The organism is Methylomonas sp. LWB (assembly GCF_001856095.1).
Lineage (GTDB): Bacteria > Pseudomonadota > Gammaproteobacteria > Methylococcales > Methylomonadaceae > Methylomonas > Methylomonas koyamae_A.
This window is the reverse complement of record NZ_MKMC01000012.1, coordinates 425,689-442,757: the sequence shown is the minus strand read 5'-3', so window position 1 is coordinate 442,757 and position 17,069 is coordinate 425,689. Positions and strand designations below refer to the sequence as shown.

The window sequence follows — 17,069 nt, the reverse complement described above, 5'->3', positions numbered from 1 at the left end:
TTAAATGTTCAGCAACAAATGTGCCGGCGCCTCCAGGCATTCCTTGATGATGCCGAGAAATTGCACGGCTTCCTTACCATCCACCAAGCGGTGGTCGTAGGACAGGGCCAAGTACATGATGGGCCGGATCACGATTTCGCCGTTCTCCACGATCGGCCTGTCCTTGATCGCGTGCATGCCTAAAATCGCGCATTGGGGCGGATTCAGGATGGGCGTGGACAGCATCGAACCAAATATCCCGCCGTTGGTGATCGTGAACGTACCGCCGCTGAGATCCTCGACACTGATGGAGCCATTGCGGGCTTTTTGTCCAAAGTCGTGTATGCCTTTTTCGATGCCGGAAAAATCGAGTTGATCGGCGTCGCGCAGAATTGGAACGATCAGCCCGCGCGGGGTGGTGACGGCGATACCGATGTCGTAATAGCCGTGGTAGATGATGTCGTTCCCGTCTATCGAGGCGTTGATGGCCGGGAAACGCTTCAAGGCTTCTATCGAGGCTTTGACGAAGAAGGACATGAAGCCGAGCTTGATATTGTGCTTGGCTTCGAAACGGTCTTTGTATTGGTTACGCAAATCGATGACGGCTTTCAGATTGACTTCGTTGAAGGTCGTCAACATCGCCGCGTTTTGCTGGGCGTGCAGCAAGCGTTCGGCGATTTTGGCGCGCAACCGGGTCATCGGTACCCGTTGTTCCGGACGTAGACTGGCCACCGCCGACGTCGACAGCGGGGCGGGGGAGGCTTCGACGGCGGCGTCGACCGGCTTGCTTGCCTGTTGCTCCTGCAAATAGTCCATTACGTCGCTCTTCAATATCCGCCCATGTTTGCCGGATGCTGGAATGGCCTGTGGGTCGAGTTCGCGTTCGGCGACGATTTTGCGGACCGACGGGCTCAGAACCGGCTCGACGCCACTAGCCGTCAGCGATCCGCCGGGTTTGTCGGCTTGTTCGTCCAGTAGCGCCAGGACCTGACCGGCGACAACCGTCGAATCGTTCGGAATCAAAATTTCCTTCAGGACACCCGATCGAGGTGCAGGCACCTCGAGAATGACCTTGTCGGTTTCCAGATCGGCCAGGTTCTCGCCGGCCTCGGCCCAGTCCCCGGCTTGCTTGTGCCAAGCTACCAAATTGGCATCGGAGATGGATTCGGGGAGGCTGGGGACCAATATTTCAAAGCTCATGAGTTGTTCCTTCGTTGCTACCGTAAAGTGCGGTGTGAACCACCGCTTTTTGTTCGTTGAGATGGGTTTTGTAATTGCCAACCGCCGGTGCGGCGGAAGCTACTCGGCCGGCATAGCCGATCGTAATCTCCGGGGAAACGTGTTCGATGAAATGGTGTCGGCTTTGGTACCACGCGCCCTGGTTTTTCGGCTCTTCTTGACACCAAACGATGTGTTCGACGTTGGGGTATTTGTCCAGTTCCTGCTTGAATCGCTCATTCGGGAACGGATAAAGCTGTTCGATCCGGACGATGGCAACGTGATCCAAGCCGTCTTGGCGCCGGGTTTCCAGCAGATCGTAATAGACCTTGCCGGCACACAGTATTAGTCGAGTCACATGAAACGGATCGATATCGTCGATTTCCCCGATAACGGTCTGAAACCCGCCGCTGGTCAATTCGTCCAGCGTCGATACCGCCAATCTATGGCGCAGCAGGCTTTTCGGACTCATCACGATCAACGGTTTGCGGTATTGGCGCAGCATTTGCCGCCGCAATAAATGAAAAATTTGCGCCGGCGTCGTCGGCACGCAGACCTGGATGTTTTGGTCCGCGCACAACTGTAAATAGCGTTCCAGGCGCGCCGAGGAATGCTCCGGCCCCTGACCTTCGAAACCGTGTGGGAGCAGCATCACTAAGCCGCTGAGCTTGCCCCATTTGGTTTCGCCCGATGCGATAAACTGATCGATCACGACTTGCGCGCCGTTGGCGAAATCGCCAAATTGCGCTTCCCAAATCACCAATTTGTCCGGCTGCGTGGAACTGTAACCGTATTCGAAACCCAGCACCCCGGCTTCCGACAGTAGCGAATTGAAAATTTGCGGCCGGCCTTGCCGATCGCTCAAGTGTTTAAGCGGGATATAGTTCTCGCCGTTGGCCTGATTCAATAAAATAGCGTGGCGATGGGAAAACGTGCCGCGGCCGATGTCCTGGCCGGTCAAGCGAATGTCGTAACCGTCCATCAACAACGTGGCGTAGGCCATATTTTCCGCGAAGCCCCAGTCCATAGGCAAATCTCCGTCGGTCATTTTTTGGCGATCGTCCATCACCTTGGCGACCCGTGGATGCAATTCGAAACCGGGCGGCAAACTTTGCAGCCGCAAATTGCAGAAGCGGATGCGTTCGATGCTGACCGTAGTGTCGATCGGGATATCCCAATGTTTATTCAAGTAGGGTTCCCAACGTGCCGAGTAGGAATACACCTTGTTTTCGATGATAGGCCGGGAAACCGGCTTGCCTTCGTTCAACAACTGCATGTAATTCTGTTCGAGTTGCTGAATGCCGGCCTCGTCGATCACGCCTTCCTGCACGAGTCTTTGACCGTAGATTTGCGGCGGCGTGGCGTGTTGGTGGATGGCTTTATACATCATCGGCTGAGTCGCCGCCGGCTCGTCGGCTTCGTTGTGGCCATGACGGCGGTAGCAGATCAAGTCGATGACGACGTCCTTGTGGAAGGTCATTCGATAATCCAGCGCCAATTGGGTGATGAAGACCACGGCTTCGGGATCGTCGCCGTTGACGTGGAACACCGGCGCCTGAATCATGTTGGCGACATCGGTGCAATACAGTGTCGAACGGGCGTCGAACGGATTGCTGGTCGTGAAGCCTATCTGGTTGTTGATGACGACGTGCACGGTACCGCCGGTCGAAAATGCCCGAGTCTCCGCCATGTTCAAGGTTTCCATGACGATGCCTTGCCCGGCGAAGGCGGCATCGCCATGTATCAACACCGGTAGGATGACGTCGATACCGCCAATGCCGTGCCTATCTTGGCGAGCCTTGACCGAACCCTCGACCACCGGATTAATGATTTCCAGATGAGACGGGTTGAAGGCTAGCGTCAAATGTATCGGACCACCCGGAGTGGCGATATTCGACGAAAACCCCATGTGATATTTAACGTCGCCGGTGAGCGCGCCGGGCATTGAGGTGTGAGTGCCTTCGAATTCGCCGAATAATACCGCCGGACTTTTACCGAGTATGTTGACCAACACGTTAAGACGGCCGCGGTGAGCCATGCCGATCACAATTTCCGTGACCTTGCTTTCGCCGGCGCGCTGGATCAATTCGTCGAGTATCAAAATCAGCGATTCGCCGCCCTCCAGCGAAAAGCGTTTTTGACCGACATATTTACGATGCAGAAACTTTTCCAGGCCCTCGGCGGCAATCAATTGTTTTAACAACCATTGGCGTTTTTCCGGGTGACTGGAGAAATCCGGTTTGGCACCTTCCAATTTGTTTTTGATCCAGCGTTTGGATTCGTCGTCGACGATATGCATGAATTCGCTGCCGATGCTGCCGCAATAGATTTGCTGCAAAGTCTGGATGATCTCCCGCAACGGCAAACGATCCACCCCGCACAAACCGCCGGTATCGAACAGCGTACTCATATCCGCGTCGGTCAATCCGTAATAAATCGGCTCCAAATCGGCGGGCATCGCCGCGAGTTTGCCCAAAGGATTATTACGGGCGATTTGGTGTCCCTTGACGCGGTAATGGTTGATTAAGCGAGCAACCGCGGATTGCTTTTTGACGCTTTGTTCGGTAAACCCGCGCATTTTGGCGAGGCGACCGGGTTCGGCGATCGCCAGCTTCTCGAAACGCTCGACGATGATGCTGTGCGGCGTATCCTCGGTGGAGCCGCGATGAATATCGTCGAAGCGTCGCCGCCAGACTTCAGAGACCGTACTGGGATCGTGCAGGTATTGTTCGTATAGGGATTCGACGTAAACGGCGTTGCCACCGTAAAGCGAAGATGATTCTTCGAACAGTTTCAAGAGGCTAGTCATATCCGGGGCGGCTGGAATCACAAGTAAGGAGCATTATGGTAGAGCTAAAATGATATATTACCAAGCAGTAAGTGCGGAACCGCGCGGGTCGATATTCCGGCTCGAGCGGTATTTCAGCCCTGGGAAACGTCGGTAAACACATGTCTGAAAATAAAGTCGTTATCAAAATAAACTACGATAAATCCAGAAGCGGTCAAGCACCCCAAACACCGAAGATGGTAACTGTTTGGCATACCGGGCGAATTGCCGCGGTAGCCGGGTTAATGGCGGCGGCTATCATGCTATCCGCGTGGTTACTCATCGACAATAGCGAGCAAACCCCGGCTAACCTTACGCCGGAAACCTTGCCAATGGCCCCGGAAACTAGTATGCGGTCCGACAATGCAATTGTGGCGCCGCAAGTTGAAACGTCGCCGTTGGCGGCGCGAAAATCTCCCGGAGAAACTCCGGTTTCTCCAAGCTCAATCTCGGAACAGAAACGTCAACCGGCCATCATTTACTCAAGGAAAGTGATCCGGGCATCGCTAACCTACGCTATAAAGGATACCGAGCCGACCGAGCAAGTCAAATCGGCTTCCGTTCAGATCAGGAAGGAGCCAATCGAGTTATATTACTTCAACGAGGTGAAAAACTTGAAAGGTAAGACCTTGTTTCATCAATGGTTCAAGGACGGCCAGCCGGTACTCAAAAAGACAATCGAGGTAAAAGATAATAAAGCCAAGGTTTGGACCGCTAAAAACTTGTCGTCCAGGGATAAAGGTCAGTGGCGAGTACAGTTGCTTGGAAAAAAAGGCGAACTATACTCAGAAACGGGATTCGATGTAATCCAATGACGGTATTTTATTTATTACAAGTTGATGATAGAATCCGTTGCGTCATTTAATTATCTGAGGAATATATGACTGATTTAACTACTTTATCCGAATCTGAATTGCAAGCAGTTATCGAAAACGCCGAGAAAGTCTTGAAAGACAGGCAATCCAGCAAACGCAAGGAAGTAATTGCACAAATCAAGGACTTGGCGACTTCTATCGGCGTTGGCGTTGAAATACACGAACTCGACAAAAAAGCCGAAAGAAAAATCGGTAAAGTTGCCGCGCGTTATCGTAATCCTGCGGATGCCAACCAAACTTGGTCCGGTCGCGGATTGGCGCCAAAATGGATGCAGGAATTACTGGCCGCGGGTCGCGACAAAGCGGAATTTGAGATCGCTTAATCGATCGCTTCGGTGCCCTGATTTGCTATCCAGGTCCGCAACCGATTAACTAGCCAGTCAGGGTCGTCCAGCGGTAAGTCGTGGCCAGCCCACGGATGGCTATCATTGGATAATTGCCAGCGTTGGCTAACGGCACTAGAGCAGGCCGGAGCGACCAGTCGGTCGCCGAGGCCGCTCAATACCAACCAAGGCATGCCATCGGGCGGAGTTTTCGGCCGAAATCGAGCCGCCGCGATCAATTGCTTGGCGGCGTTGCTCGGATTGACCGGGCGTTCGCTTTGAATATCGAGCCAAACCTTACTCAATTCCTCGATATTTCGAGTTTGATTCGAGACCAGCTCCAAAATTCGCCGTTCGCGGCGACCGATTTCCCGCTCCAGTAAAATATTTGCCAACGCCCCATAGCTTTGCCAGCGTAGCCGTCGATAAAACGGACTCACGCCCGCGAAACTCGTATTGATCAAGCACCCTGCGGCTATGTCTGCGGGATAGCGACACGCCCACTCCCAGGCCACCATGCCGCCCAGCGACAACGCCAACAGCGTGACGGGGCGTTCAAGCGCGTCGGCTCGATAGGCTCGCTCACGGGTTAGTTCCAGGATGCTGCCTATCGAAGTCGGGCAGGCCTCACGAAAATGACTGCCGGTACCGGGTAAATCCACACAGGTGACCCTGGAGGCTGGGAAGGCTGACCGCAGGCGTAAGGGAAAGTCGCCCCAATGCGCGGTTTCCCTCGCTAGACCGCGCAGTAGCAACCAATGACGACCGGCCTCACCCATACCAATTCGCCAAGGCTTGGCCGCGCAAGATTTGCTGCCGTTCCGGGTCCAGAATCGCCCAAGCGCCGGGATGCAGCAAACACCGGTATAAAAAATCGAACAATGTCAAGTGGCGGCGCATGATGCGTTGTTGACGATGCGGTAGTAACGGATGGAATAAGCCATGGCGTTGGAATAAATGGGTCGGATTTTTGCGCAACCACAGCCAGGACCCCATTTCCAAGGTCAACGGTAAAAACAATTTGCCTCTGGCACGGCGCGCGACATGGTCGTCGTAAAGGTAATCCCATAAATCGCCGCTGATCACGTATTCCTGACTCATCGGTTCGATTTTGTAAACGTGATGAGGGTAGCAGGCGTCGAACAGTTGCTTCAATGCGCAGGCCTCGGCGATGTCCGGGTACGGGGTATGGTTGGAGGCATACGGAAACCACAGCCGGTCCTGGATCCCGAAGCCGGAATGCAGGTCCACGGCGATCGCTAGCGGAGCAGGAAACAGCTCGTCGTGGACGACTCGGCACAGTGCCTGGGCTTCCTTCTCCATCCGCAATTCGTCGCCCCGGTACCAAGGCAAGCGCGCGCTCAGTCGCTGGCCGCTGTATAAGCGGGTTTTGCCGACGCTTTCGATCGGCGAATTGCGCATCAAATCGACCCCGTTCCCGTTGCAGCGCGTACCCCGGAATACGCCGACCGGATTTACGATCGGCATAAACACCAGCCGCGACTTGGTCAAGCGAGTGTTGAATTCCTCGTCCCAGTCCAGCAAAGCCGCTATGGTCTGCATATAGGCCAGGATCACTTCGGTGCCGATTTTCTCCAGGCCGTGGATGCCGCCAAAAAAGGCCAGTACCGGAGCATCCGGGCGTTCGGAACCGAGGCTGATGCAGTGAATCGGGAATTCTCTACCCTTACAGGCTACGGTTTCGACAACGCGGCATCTGGCACGAGAGCCCAGGCGCGCGACAACCGTCTCGAGTTCGTCGAGTTCGGAAAAAGCACGTTGCATGATTGGCGTTACCCCGCCAAGGATCGCTCTATATAACGCTGGCGCTTTTTCGGCGCAATTTTATCGACCTCGACCATGATCAGGCTGTCTATGCAGTTATTGAAGTCCGGATCGATATTGAAGTCGATGAAATGACAGCCGTTATCCACGCATAATTCCACGTATTGCTTGTATAAGGTTGGCACCTTGACGCCCAGCTTTTTCAGTTCGGAATTGAGAATCTTGAAGCTGGTTGAATAGTCGCCGGCGAATTCGGCGGCCGCGAAATTCTGACCGGTTTCGGAAATCGTGAACGGCATCCTGGCAATCGCGTGGGGAAGGGTGGCACCGAATTGCTGGCGGTAAAATCCCACGATTAACTCCTTGGCGGCGTAAGGATAGGCGTTACTGATACTGACCGGCCCGAACAAATATTTAATATCGGGGCGTTCGCGCAAATAGGCGCCGATGCCATACCAAAGATACTCCAGACTATGCTGCCCCCAATAACGCGGTTGCACGAAGCTGCGGCCCAGTTCGAGGCTGTTGGGCAGATAGTCGGCGAACTCGCTTTTCAAGTCGAACAAGGTTTGACTGTAAAAGCCCTCGACGCCATGATTGGCCAAAATGCGCGGACCGTCGCCGACCCGGTAGGCGCCGACGATTTCCAGGTCGTTGTCGTCCCACAATACGATATGGCTGTAATACACGTCGAACTTATCCAGGTCCAGCGCCAACCCGGTACCTTCCTCGACAGTGCGGAAGGTCAGCTCGCGCAAGCGGGCGATCTCTCGCATCACCGGACAGTCGTCGCGAAATTCATATAGAAAGATCTTTTTGCCATCGCGGGTTTCGCCCAGCAGACGCGCTTGGAACAAGGCTTTTTTGATCGCCTTGGTATCGGACGGATGCACGACGGTCGCCACCGTGTCGAACAAGGCCAGTTGGTTTTTCTTGCCAAGATTCTGCACGTGCTTGCGAAAGCGCTGGCTCAGTTGTTTATTGGTTTGCTCGGTTTCGGCGTAAGCCTGATAGGGGATAGGCGCACCGACCCGAAAGCTGATTTCCTGGCCTTTCTTATTGAACATTTCCTTGACCAACAGAAAGGTGCCGAGCGGTTTGTACAGCGTGGACATGCTGTAAAACAACGCGGAATTCTTGGCCTTGATATGGATGGGTAAGATCGGGCATTGGGCTTTGCGAGCCAGCTTCAAGAAACCGGTTTGCCATTTGCCGTCGCGTATGCCCTTGGGCGTGATCCGCGATACTTCGCCGGCCGGAAAGAAGATGATCGCTTCCTCGTTTTCCAACGCGTCCAGCATAATTTTGTAGGTGTTTTTCAGATTCTTTTGTTCGGACAGCACGTCGACCGGCAAGAATATCGATTGCAGCGGCTCCATGTGGTACAGCACGCGATTGGCAACGATACGCACGTCTGGTCGCACCGAGCGGATCAATTTCACCAGCGCCAAGCCGTCCAAGGTGCCGATCGGATGATTGGCGACGATCAGCAGCCGCCCCTCGGCAGGGATGTTGTTGTAGGATTCGTTACCGACTTGGTAGCTGAACTTAAAATAATTCAGCAATTTATCGAGAAACGCGAAGCCACGCAGATGTTGGTTTTTGCGAATGACGTCGTTGAAGTCGTCTTCATGTATCAGTTTTTTCAATGCCTTCAGCAGCAGTTTGTTGTCCTTGCCGAGTTTCAGGTCGGGGTAAGTCTCGTGCAAAATGCGTTCGGCATCGATCATGGGCGAATATCCTGGTCAAAACGGTAGTTGCCGGGATTCTAATGACAGAATATGTCAGAAATATGTCAACGCTTGGCGCGGCGGAAGCGCGCCGATTTGGATAGACTTGCTACTCGAGCGCGTTTTTCGCGCGTTCGAGTAACGTGATCGCTTAGGTTTAATTTATTGAATGGCGCATTGCGCTCTGGTGCAGAGCAGGGCCTGGCGGCGGGCGTCCAGCAGGTTGATCACGCCGTTCCGGTCCAGATCGGCTGGGTCTTCGCTACCGCGCGCCGGTCGGTTACGTAACGCGAGTAGGGCATTCAGATCCTGCTTGTCCACATCCTTGTCGGCGTCCAAGTCGCCGGGTACGACCATGTTCTCGCAGCTGTCGGGCAGATGGTTGGCGTTGGTGTCGCCGGTTCGACGCAGCTCGATGTCGCTGACATCGGAGACGCCGTTATCGTTACAGTCCGGATACACATTCAAATAATAGACATCCTGTTCGCCGTTATAGGTCGCCGAATACGCCACGTGAGCGCCCAATGCGTCCGAAACCAAGTGAGTGTAATCACCCAGTTTTTGCGCTCCCAGCGGATAAGCGATGTGGGTGTTGAACACCGGCGTCACCGGCCGATTCTTGCTCCAGGTCAGGCCGCCGTCCCAGGAGTAGGAATAATACAAGCGCGACAGCGCCGGCCGCAGATTGTCGCGGGTGTCGTACCAGACCGCGTCTATCCGGCCGTTCGGCGCCACGCCTTGCATTGCGAACCACTGGTAGGCGTCCTTGTGCGGCGTGTCGTCGTTGATTTTGACCGGCGCGGACCAAGTCAGACCGCCGTCGCTGCTGCGAATGAATTTGACATCCTGGTTATCGGCGCCGGCCGGATCGACCGAGGACATCAAATAAATATTGCCGCGCAGCGGCCCGTCGGATTGATCGACATTTACTTGGAGATCTCCCGGCGGACCGTATTGATTGGGATTGTTCTGAAACTGGAACATCACCGGCGAGCCGCCCATATCGACGGAGTGAGTCGTGAAGCTCGGCAACGCGCCGGGATCGCGGGCATTCAGCGAGGTCGCCAACAGATACTTGCCGAATACCAATTTGGCGCCGACCAGTTCGCCATCCTCGCTACGGCCGCTGACATAGGTTTGACCCGCGGGGCCCACCGCGATCGTGCCGAACGCCGGACTCTCCGGAATGGCGACCGGCGCCTCGAAGCTGATGCCCCCATTGCTGGAACGCGTAAAACGGCGGTCGTCCAGGCCCTCGCGCCAGACCAGATAGACGTGGCCGTCGCTGGAGGTGCCGCTGCGATCGATGCCGATCCGGCCTTTATCGGCGCCTTCGCCGTAAGCGTGGATCGGTACGCCCCAGCTGATGCCGCCGTCCGTGGACTTAAGGACCTGAACGTCTTGAGCGTAGCTGCCGGTTGCATCGTAGTGGAGGTTTTGATAGTAGAAATCGCCGGCCGAATCGACGTCCACCATGATATTGGTGCGCTGTTCGCCCGGCGTGACAACGCCGGGGAAATGCCAGGATAGCCCGCCGTCGTCGCTGTAAGCCCAACCACCTTGGCGGTTACCGGACGCGACCGTCGTAAACTGCTTCCAGCCGGCGACCAATCGTTTGGGGTTATTCGGGTCTTGGGCGATGGTCGGCTCGTGCGCGGCGTCGCCGGTAACATTGCGGCCGCCGGCATCGACGTTCATTTGCACACTAACGAACTGTTGGTAAGTCACGGCGTTTGCATTTGCCAGCGGCGCTTGCGCGCCCAGTAGCAGCAAGCACGCGGCCGTGATCGGATCGAGACGGCCGCCGGTCATCGTTTGACTCCACGCCGGCGGATGCCGGTCAAGCCAATCAATCCCGTGCCGAACAACCAAACCGCCGCCGGCACCGGCACGGCGGCCACTTGACCGCAACCGGCGAAACTGCCGACACCCAAACAAAAGTCACCGACATCGGCTTGGCGGGCACCGCCTAAAAAATCGGCATTCTCCGGGCTCATCAACAAGTCGCCGCTCAATTGCCAGTTATTGGCGTCGGCGATTATCAGACTCAAATTCGCCAAATCGAACAACACCATGCTAAAGCTGATGTTGTTTTGCAGGTACCAGCCGCCCGGCGTTCCGGCCTGTCTCAAGTCGTCCCAAGCGGCTTGCCGGTTGGCGACGCTGTAACGCAAGCTGAAGTCGCCAGTCACCAGCGAACCGTTGTAGTTGCCGCGAAACAATTCCACGCCGGTCATGCCCAGGCTACCGGTTCCGGTCAGAGTTTCGCTATCGATGGCGAAATTGGGCGTCGTCGCTTTTACGTAGCGATTTTGGGCCTGACCACTCGGATTGACGGCACTGATCGGCGTGATGTCGTGAACCAGATTCACCGCCGGAATTTCGGTTCTGCTGGTATTGCCGAGATAGAAGTAGGAATCGCTGAACTGGGTGTAGTCGGATTGCGTCGTGTCGAAGTAAGCGACCAGAAACTCACCGGGCGCGCTGGAGCTGCCGCCCACCAGCACCGCCAAGGCCTCTCGGTCGTATTGGGTCGTAAACGTGCCGCCCAAATCGGCGTGCAGCGCGGTTGCGTTGGCCAGCGCCGGCATGCTGGCGCTCAACGCGGCTATCGCCGCCGCGCTATACCAGCGCGCTACTGACTGCTCGATGCGCTTAAACATGGCTAGCCTCCGAACCGAATATGGCCATTCGGCGGCCCTTGCCACCCAGAACCGCCAAGCCAGTGCCGAACAACCAAATGGCACCGGGTAGCGGAACCGCGCTCACTTGACCGCATCCGGCAAAGCTGCCCGTGCCTAAACAAAAGTCGCCGACATCGGTCAGTGCGCTGCCCATCAGCATGCCGGCATTTTCCGGCGACATCGCCAGATCGCCGCTAAATTGCCAGTTATCGGCATCGATCCAGCTAATACTAAGGTTGCTGAGGTCGTAAACCGCCATCGTGAAATAAATGTTGTTGTCCAGATACCAACCGCTGCCACCATGGTTTTGGCGAGCGGCATCGAAACGTACCGCGAAATCACCGTTGACCAAGCCGGCGCCGTTGGGTGGGTAGTTTGGCGCGAAGAAGCCTTGGACGCCCGCCAAACCGACTTGACCGGCGGTGCCGCCGGCCAGATTTTCGGTATCGATGTGAAAGTCGGCCGATGTGGCTTGTTGAAAGCGTTGCGCGGCTTGACCGGCAATATCGCCGTCGATCGCGGTAATCGCGAAGGTTTGGTTCAGCGCCGGAATTTCGGCGGTAGCGACTTGGCCGACCAGGCCGCCGCCACTATTGGCGGGATCGGTCGGGTCGGCCGCCACCGCGTCCCAATATGTGCTGAGGTAATAGCCACCGGCGTAAGGTGCCAGCGCGACAGTGTCCAGATTCATCGTAAACGTGCCGGAGTTCGGCGCGTTTAGAACCAAGGCCATCGCATTCGGCGACAGCGCCAACGCGGCAACCAAGGGTAGTCCGAGGCGGATTCGGTAAAAAGGCAAAATAGGCATCGCGATTCCTGTAAAAAAACGGTGAGCAAGCGCCGCGCCAGCACAGTCTGTCGCGGCGGTGAGTACAGAACTGATCGAAGCAGCGAAAGGCTGGCTTAAGCCGTCAGCTCCTTGCGGCGCGTCGCACCGATCAAGCCGATCAGACCGCTACCGAACAACCAGACGGCGGTTGGCACGGGTACCGCCGCCGGAAGGTTCATCGAGAGGCTGCCGACGACCGCATTGGTGGCGAAAATCCCCAGGAACGATCCCCAGGTCAGGCCGAACGGGCTGGGATACTTATTGCTGCCGTTTCCAAAAATCAGGTCGCCACTCAAGGTCAGTTCGCCGCCGGCGTTCACGGTTTCGCTGGTATTGGTCAGTTGCAAAAAGGTGGTGCCCGAGAAAAATTGGTCGTAAGTCACCAGATTCCAGACGCCGCCGATTTTTTGCAGACGAAAATCGTAAGGTGTCAATGAGCCGCTACTGGTGCCGGGTACCGACATGCGCATGCCGCCGCTGAGACCGATTTGGCCGCTGGCGGTGTTACCGACCTCCATCGTGGTCGCTTGTAGCGTGCGGTTGACGGCGGCGTAACTGGTCGTGGTGAGATTGGTGTTGATCGGTAGCGTCATGTCGATGGCCGATGCAACGCCGCCGACGGTATCGGCGGTAATGGCGATCTGGTTGTAGCTGGCATCAAAGAAGCTATCGATCCGCCAACCACCGGTGACGGCGGCTAACGCCGCGTTGTCGATTGAAATGCCGACGCTGCCGGTAACGAGCGCGGCTTCAGCGCTGGCAGGCGCGAGAAATCCGCCCAACATCGCGATGGAAAGAGCACCGGCGGTGGCTAGTTGCAATCGGTAACTGTGTTTTTGTGTCATGGCATGTCCTTAAAGGGTCGAAATAATGAAAATGTCTGGCCGCAAGGCGCACGTTTCCCGTAACGCCGGACCGAGTTTTCGGTCCGGCGCTGGAAGCGAACATGGCAGTACGGGCAACCCGGCGGTCTTTTGGTCCAAAGATCCGTGGTTTTCCGGCTCCGTCTCGCGGCGGATGTGGCGTTTTTGCCGCCGGTCCCGGCGGCTTCACTCTAGTTCCTTAAGTGATCCGTCCTTCAGCTCCGTGTGTTCAGGCGACCTAATAGCGGTACGCGATGTTGAAATACAGTTCGGTATCCGCGCCGGGTGCGACCCGGCCGTCGAAATAATCGAAAGGTCGATAATAATGTTCGCCGCTAAGGTTTTTGACGGTGGCCGCCAATTTCCATGCCGACGTTTCGTACCCCAGACTGGCGTCCACACAGTGGTAGCCGGAGGTCTTGAAGCGGTTGTCCTTGGATAAATAGGCGCCCGCGCTTAAATTCACGCCAACCCCGATTCGCCAACCGGGCAGCAAGGACGCCGGCAGTTGGTAATTCAACCACAGCCGCCCGGCCTGATCGGGCACCTGAGGCAAACGGTTACCGGCCGGAACGCCGGCTTTATCGTCCTGGTAGCGCGCCAACGTGTACGCATAATTGCCAAGCAAATCCAGCCCTTCCGATAACCGCCAATTCAAGTCCGCTTCCGCGCCCTCGGCGCTTTGACCGCCGGAGGCGGTCGAGCGTAGCAAGGCGTCGCTACCATCCGGCACCGCCACCCGTTCGCGGTCGATTCGGTACACGGCAAGTTGGCCGCGCCAAGTACCGTCGATATCGAATTTCAAACCGGTCTCGACGTGGCGCGCCAATTCCGGCAACGGCGTATCGGCAAACTCGACGAAGGGCTGGCCGCGCATACCTTCGCTGTAACCGGCAAACCAGGTCCAGGCTGAACCGATGTCGACGGCGACGCCCAACCGGGGCAACCATTTCTCGGCGTCGGTGCTGGTCGAGCGGCCGCTCGCGGTGTTTCGAAAATCGATGGACACCTTCCCTCTACGCAAGCCGGCCAGCAAATGTAGCCGATTGTAAAAACTGCCCTGCCATTGCAGATAGCCGCCGTAGGTCAGATTACCGATAAACTGGTTTGGCTGCGCCGGTTCGGGGACGGCATACCTTAACCCGAAGTTGGGTTGGGCAAGATCCACCAAACCGGTATTCGCCAAATCGGCGCCGACGAAGCCAATATCGTCGAGTTCGCCGCGGTCGGCACCGATGACCAACGTGTGCTCGCTGTTTTCCGAGGCGAACTTTCCGGTCAGATAGCCGAGCACGCTGAACTCGCGTTGGCGTTGATACAGCTCGGCGTTAACCAGCCCCCATGCCGACGCTCCCAATGCGCTCAGCGGCCGATCGGCTATAAAGCCATCGTCGCCGAATAGCGTTTGCACCCGCTGATCGAAACTGGCTCGAGACACCCGGCTTTTCAGCGTGATCGTCCAGTGCTTATCCCAACGATGCTCGAACTCGCCCCAAATCGCTTGGCTGTCCGAACGGCTTTGGGGCGCATCGGCCGGGCCGATAAAGCGGTCCGGTGGGAGCCGAAATCGGCCGGCTAACGTGCCGGTGGCCGGCAAGCCTTGATACTCGGTTTGCCGCCAATGCGACAATTTCCCGCGCAAGGTAAGCTTGTTACGATGGTTGTCGGTGAAGGTCAGGGCCGGATTCAAGTTGTAACGCTGGGTCTCGACCGCATCGACGCGGTTGCCGGCATCGGTAAATTCACCGGTCATCCGCAGCCAAACCCGGCTATGCAAAGGCTGATTGATATCGAAATTCGGTTGAAAGTAGTCGTGAGATCCCGTTCGGAAGCCGAATTCGCCGAAAGCCTCGGGCCGAGCTTGCTTAGAAATCAAATTCACGACACCGCCGACCGGGGCGCCCGAGCCGCCGGCGTAGAGCAGGGCGTTGCTGCCCTTTAGCACCTCCAGGCTGGCGACGTTAATCGTGCTTTCCCGGTCGCCGGGATTGTAATACTGGGTAAAGCCGTCCAGCAGTTGCTCGGAGGGAAAGCCGCGAATGAGCGTCCCTTCCAGGACCGGCGAATACAAGGGATTGCGCGCCACCACGCCACTGACGTTGCTTAAGGCCTCGCTGACCGTGACGGCTTGCTGGTCGTCCAGCAGGTCGCGGGTAACGCCGGCGACTGTTTGCGGAATCCGTCGCACCGGCGTGTCGGTCAATGTGGCGCTCTGCATTCGGTCTAGGATATACAAGGCATCGTCGGCCGGTTCGGCAATCGGTTTGCCGATGACCGTGACTGGCGGCAACGCAACCGGAGCCCGTCGCGGGTTGGTGGGGCGCTCCCCGGTCTCGAGCGTGATCGTACGGGCGTCCAGAAAGCGGAATGTCAACCGGCTGTTTTGCAATAGGATGCGTAGCCCTTGTTCCACGCTCATGCGTCCCTTCAGTGCGGGAGCGCTCAGGCCGCGCAAGTCGTCAACCGGAAATACCAATTCAAGGTTCGACTTGGCGGCGAACTCGATCAGCGCGTCGTTCAACGACTGAGCGGGTATGTTGTAGTCGAATCCGACCGGCTCGGCCAAAACCGGTATCCAAACCATCGCGCCGCTCAGTGAAGTGACCACGCACAGCAACGCGACTTTGTCGACGCCTGTGGCCGGCGTGGCGACTTGGTCTGAGTGGTAGCGGCGGCTGGGTGCGGGTCGGTGTTTCAAACGTCTTCCTATTTTGACAATGACTGTCTTCAATAAGGAAGTCGTTCGAGCGAGAAAATCGACTACGAAAAAAACAAAAAAATATCCGAGAGCAACACAAGCGCCAAGATGAACAGGATTTCGCCGACTCACTATTCGAAACATTGCAGTCGTGGCTTAAGTGCAAGCGGGAACGTAATCGTGGTGATCGGGCGTGGGGCGCGCCCAGCGGCAAGCGGGAGAGTAAGCGGGTTAACGATGTAAAACCGTCCAAAACGGTCCTAGCCGAGACGATTTTAAATTCAAGGCCAAGGTTAGCGTTTTCAGCGCGCTATCCGGATCGTCCAAGGCAAACACGCCGCTGACGCGTTGCCTGGCCAATTCGGTATCGCTAAGAAAAATCCTGCCGTAACGATAACGTTCCAATTCGGCAACCAATTCCGCTAAGGGCTTGTCGTTGATGATTAACCGACGCTGCTGCCACGCGCCGGATTGATCCAGCCGCACAGGGGCGGGTGCCGCCAAGGGCCGGCCTTCTCGCAGTTCGACGGCCTGACCGGCCGCGACTTCGAGTTTGGTCTCGCGGCCGGCGCTGACCGCGACGGCGTGTTCCTTGACTTCGATTCGGGTCAAGCCGGCGTCGGTTTTATAGACGTCGAATATCGTTCCCAGGGCGCGGACGGTCACATCGGCGGCCGCTACTTCGAACGGTCGCGTGCTGTCCGGAGCCACGCTGAAACTGGCCTGACCGTGATGCAATACAATACGGCGCAGCCCAGCATCGAACTGGACCGAAATCGCGCTGTCGGTGTTCAACATCAGCCGGCTACCGTCGCTTAAGCGGATATCGCGCAATTCGCCGGTTTGGGTACGATAGTCGCTAAGCAGCGCGTCCAGCCAGTGGGCCTGACGCGGCAGAATCAACTGCGTTGCCAGTAACCAGGCCGCGGCGATGGCCGCGGCGCCTTGTAACCGGCGCCAACGGTGTTTGCGAGGTTTGGGAGCGACCGAGCGCATCAAAGGACGTGTACTCGAAATTGGGGCGGCACTGCTCGGTCGTGGCTGTTCACGTCCCGCTAGAACCATATCGTGGAAAAGCGCTTCCGCTAGGTTATACGCGTCGGCGTGAGCGGGGTCGCTGGCTAACCAAATCGCGAAGTCTTCCAGATCGGCGTCGGTCAATTGGTCGTCGCGCAATCTGACCAGCCAATTCAAGGCTTGTTGTTTAGGCGAAGTATCGGGGAGCGCGTCGGAGGAATCGGACATGCTGAGTTTAGAA

At 56.7% G+C, this 17,069-nt stretch carries 13 protein-coding genes and 1 riboswitch; of the genes, 2 read left to right on the top strand and 11 right to left on the bottom strand.

Annotated features, from left to right (window positions below; translation table 11 throughout):
* Both odhB and BJL95_RS07900 read right to left on the bottom strand, forming a co-directional pair.
* Window positions 1-1,179: a 2-oxoglutarate dehydrogenase complex dihydrolipoyllysine-residue succinyltransferase gene (gene odhB, locus BJL95_RS07905; protein WP_064027599.1), complete on the bottom strand. Its 1,179-nt coding sequence runs from the start codon at window positions 1,177-1,179 to the stop codon at window positions 1-3.
* Window positions 1,169-4,006, bottom strand: a complete 2,838-nt coding sequence (locus BJL95_RS07900; RefSeq protein WP_071156880.1) for a 2-oxoglutarate dehydrogenase E1 component — start codon at window positions 4,004-4,006, stop codon at window positions 1,169-1,171. Before BJL95_RS07900 ends, odhB begins: the two co-directional genes overlap by 11 nt.
* Before the next feature lie 140 nt (window positions 4,007-4,146).
* Between BJL95_RS07900 and BJL95_RS07895 the strand changes: the two genes are divergently transcribed.
* Together BJL95_RS07895 and BJL95_RS07890 are read left to right on the top strand one after the other, a co-directional pair.
* On the top strand, window positions 4,147-4,839 hold the full coding sequence (locus BJL95_RS07895; protein WP_071156878.1) for a DUF2914 domain-containing protein: 693 nt from the start codon (window positions 4,147-4,149) through the stop codon (window positions 4,837-4,839).
* A 65-nt stretch (window positions 4,840-4,904) separates the two neighbouring features.
* Window positions 4,905-5,222: an H-NS family nucleoid-associated regulatory protein gene (locus BJL95_RS07890; RefSeq protein ID WP_064027593.1), complete on the top strand. Its 318-nt coding sequence runs from the start codon at window positions 4,905-4,907 to the stop codon at window positions 5,220-5,222.
* Here the strand turns inward: BJL95_RS07890 and BJL95_RS07885 are convergent.
* The 9 genes from BJL95_RS07885 to BJL95_RS07845 all read right to left on the bottom strand — a co-directional run bounded on the left by BJL95_RS07885 (window position 5,219) and on the right by BJL95_RS07845 (window position 17,056).
* Window positions 5,219-6,001 carry an alpha/beta fold hydrolase gene (locus tag BJL95_RS07885; protein WP_071156876.1) on the bottom strand — a complete coding sequence of 261 codons (783 nt, stop codon included), beginning with the start codon at window positions 5,999-6,001 and terminating at the stop codon, window positions 5,219-5,221. The genes BJL95_RS07890 and BJL95_RS07885 overlap by 4 nt on opposite strands.
* Window positions 5,994-7,007 (bottom strand): M14 family zinc carboxypeptidase, encoded by a 1,014-nt coding sequence (locus tag BJL95_RS07880; RefSeq protein ID WP_071156874.1) that lies wholly within the window; start codon window positions 7,005-7,007, stop codon window positions 5,994-5,996. The genes BJL95_RS07885 and BJL95_RS07880 overlap by 8 nt, the downstream gene beginning before the upstream one ends.
* Window positions 7,008-7,015: 8 nt before the next feature.
* Window positions 7,016-8,737: a lysophospholipid acyltransferase family protein gene (locus BJL95_RS07875; protein ID WP_071156872.1), complete on the bottom strand. Its 1,722-nt coding sequence runs from the start codon at window positions 8,735-8,737 to the stop codon at window positions 7,016-7,018.
* A 162-nt stretch (window positions 8,738-8,899) separates the two neighbouring features.
* Window positions 8,900-10,549, bottom strand: coding sequence for a sialidase family protein (locus BJL95_RS07870; RefSeq protein ID WP_071156870.1), 1,650 nt, complete (start codon window positions 10,547-10,549; stop codon window positions 8,900-8,902).
* The gene (locus BJL95_RS07865) at window positions 10,546-11,400 is read right to left on the bottom strand and encodes a VPLPA-CTERM sorting domain-containing protein (RefSeq protein WP_071156868.1); all 855 of its coding nucleotides are present in this window, start codon (window positions 11,398-11,400) and stop codon (window positions 10,546-10,548) included. Before BJL95_RS07865 ends, BJL95_RS07870 begins: the two co-directional genes overlap by 4 nt.
* The gene (locus BJL95_RS07860; RefSeq protein ID WP_071156866.1) at window positions 11,393-12,229 is read right to left on the bottom strand and encodes a hypothetical protein; all 837 of its coding nucleotides are present in this window, start codon (window positions 12,227-12,229) and stop codon (window positions 11,393-11,395) included. The genes BJL95_RS07865 and BJL95_RS07860 overlap by 8 nt, the downstream gene beginning before the upstream one ends.
* 95 nt (window positions 12,230-12,324) lie before the next feature.
* Window positions 12,325-13,095, bottom strand: coding sequence for a hypothetical protein (locus BJL95_RS07855; RefSeq protein ID WP_071156864.1), 771 nt, complete (start codon window positions 13,093-13,095; stop codon window positions 12,325-12,327).
* Window positions 13,096-13,204: 109 nt separating this feature from the next.
* Window positions 13,205-13,284, bottom strand: a riboswitch (cyclic di-GMP riboswitch).
* 67 nt (window positions 13,285-13,351) lie between these two features.
* Window positions 13,352-15,811, bottom strand: coding sequence for a TonB-dependent receptor (locus BJL95_RS07850; protein ID WP_254786724.1), 2,460 nt, complete (start codon window positions 15,809-15,811; stop codon window positions 13,352-13,354).
* 231 nt (window positions 15,812-16,042) lie between these two features.
* Window positions 16,043-17,056: a FecR family protein gene (locus tag BJL95_RS07845; protein ID WP_071156862.1), complete on the bottom strand. Its 1,014-nt coding sequence runs from the start codon at window positions 17,054-17,056 to the stop codon at window positions 16,043-16,045.
* Between the last annotated feature and the right edge of the window lie 13 nt (window positions 17,057-17,069).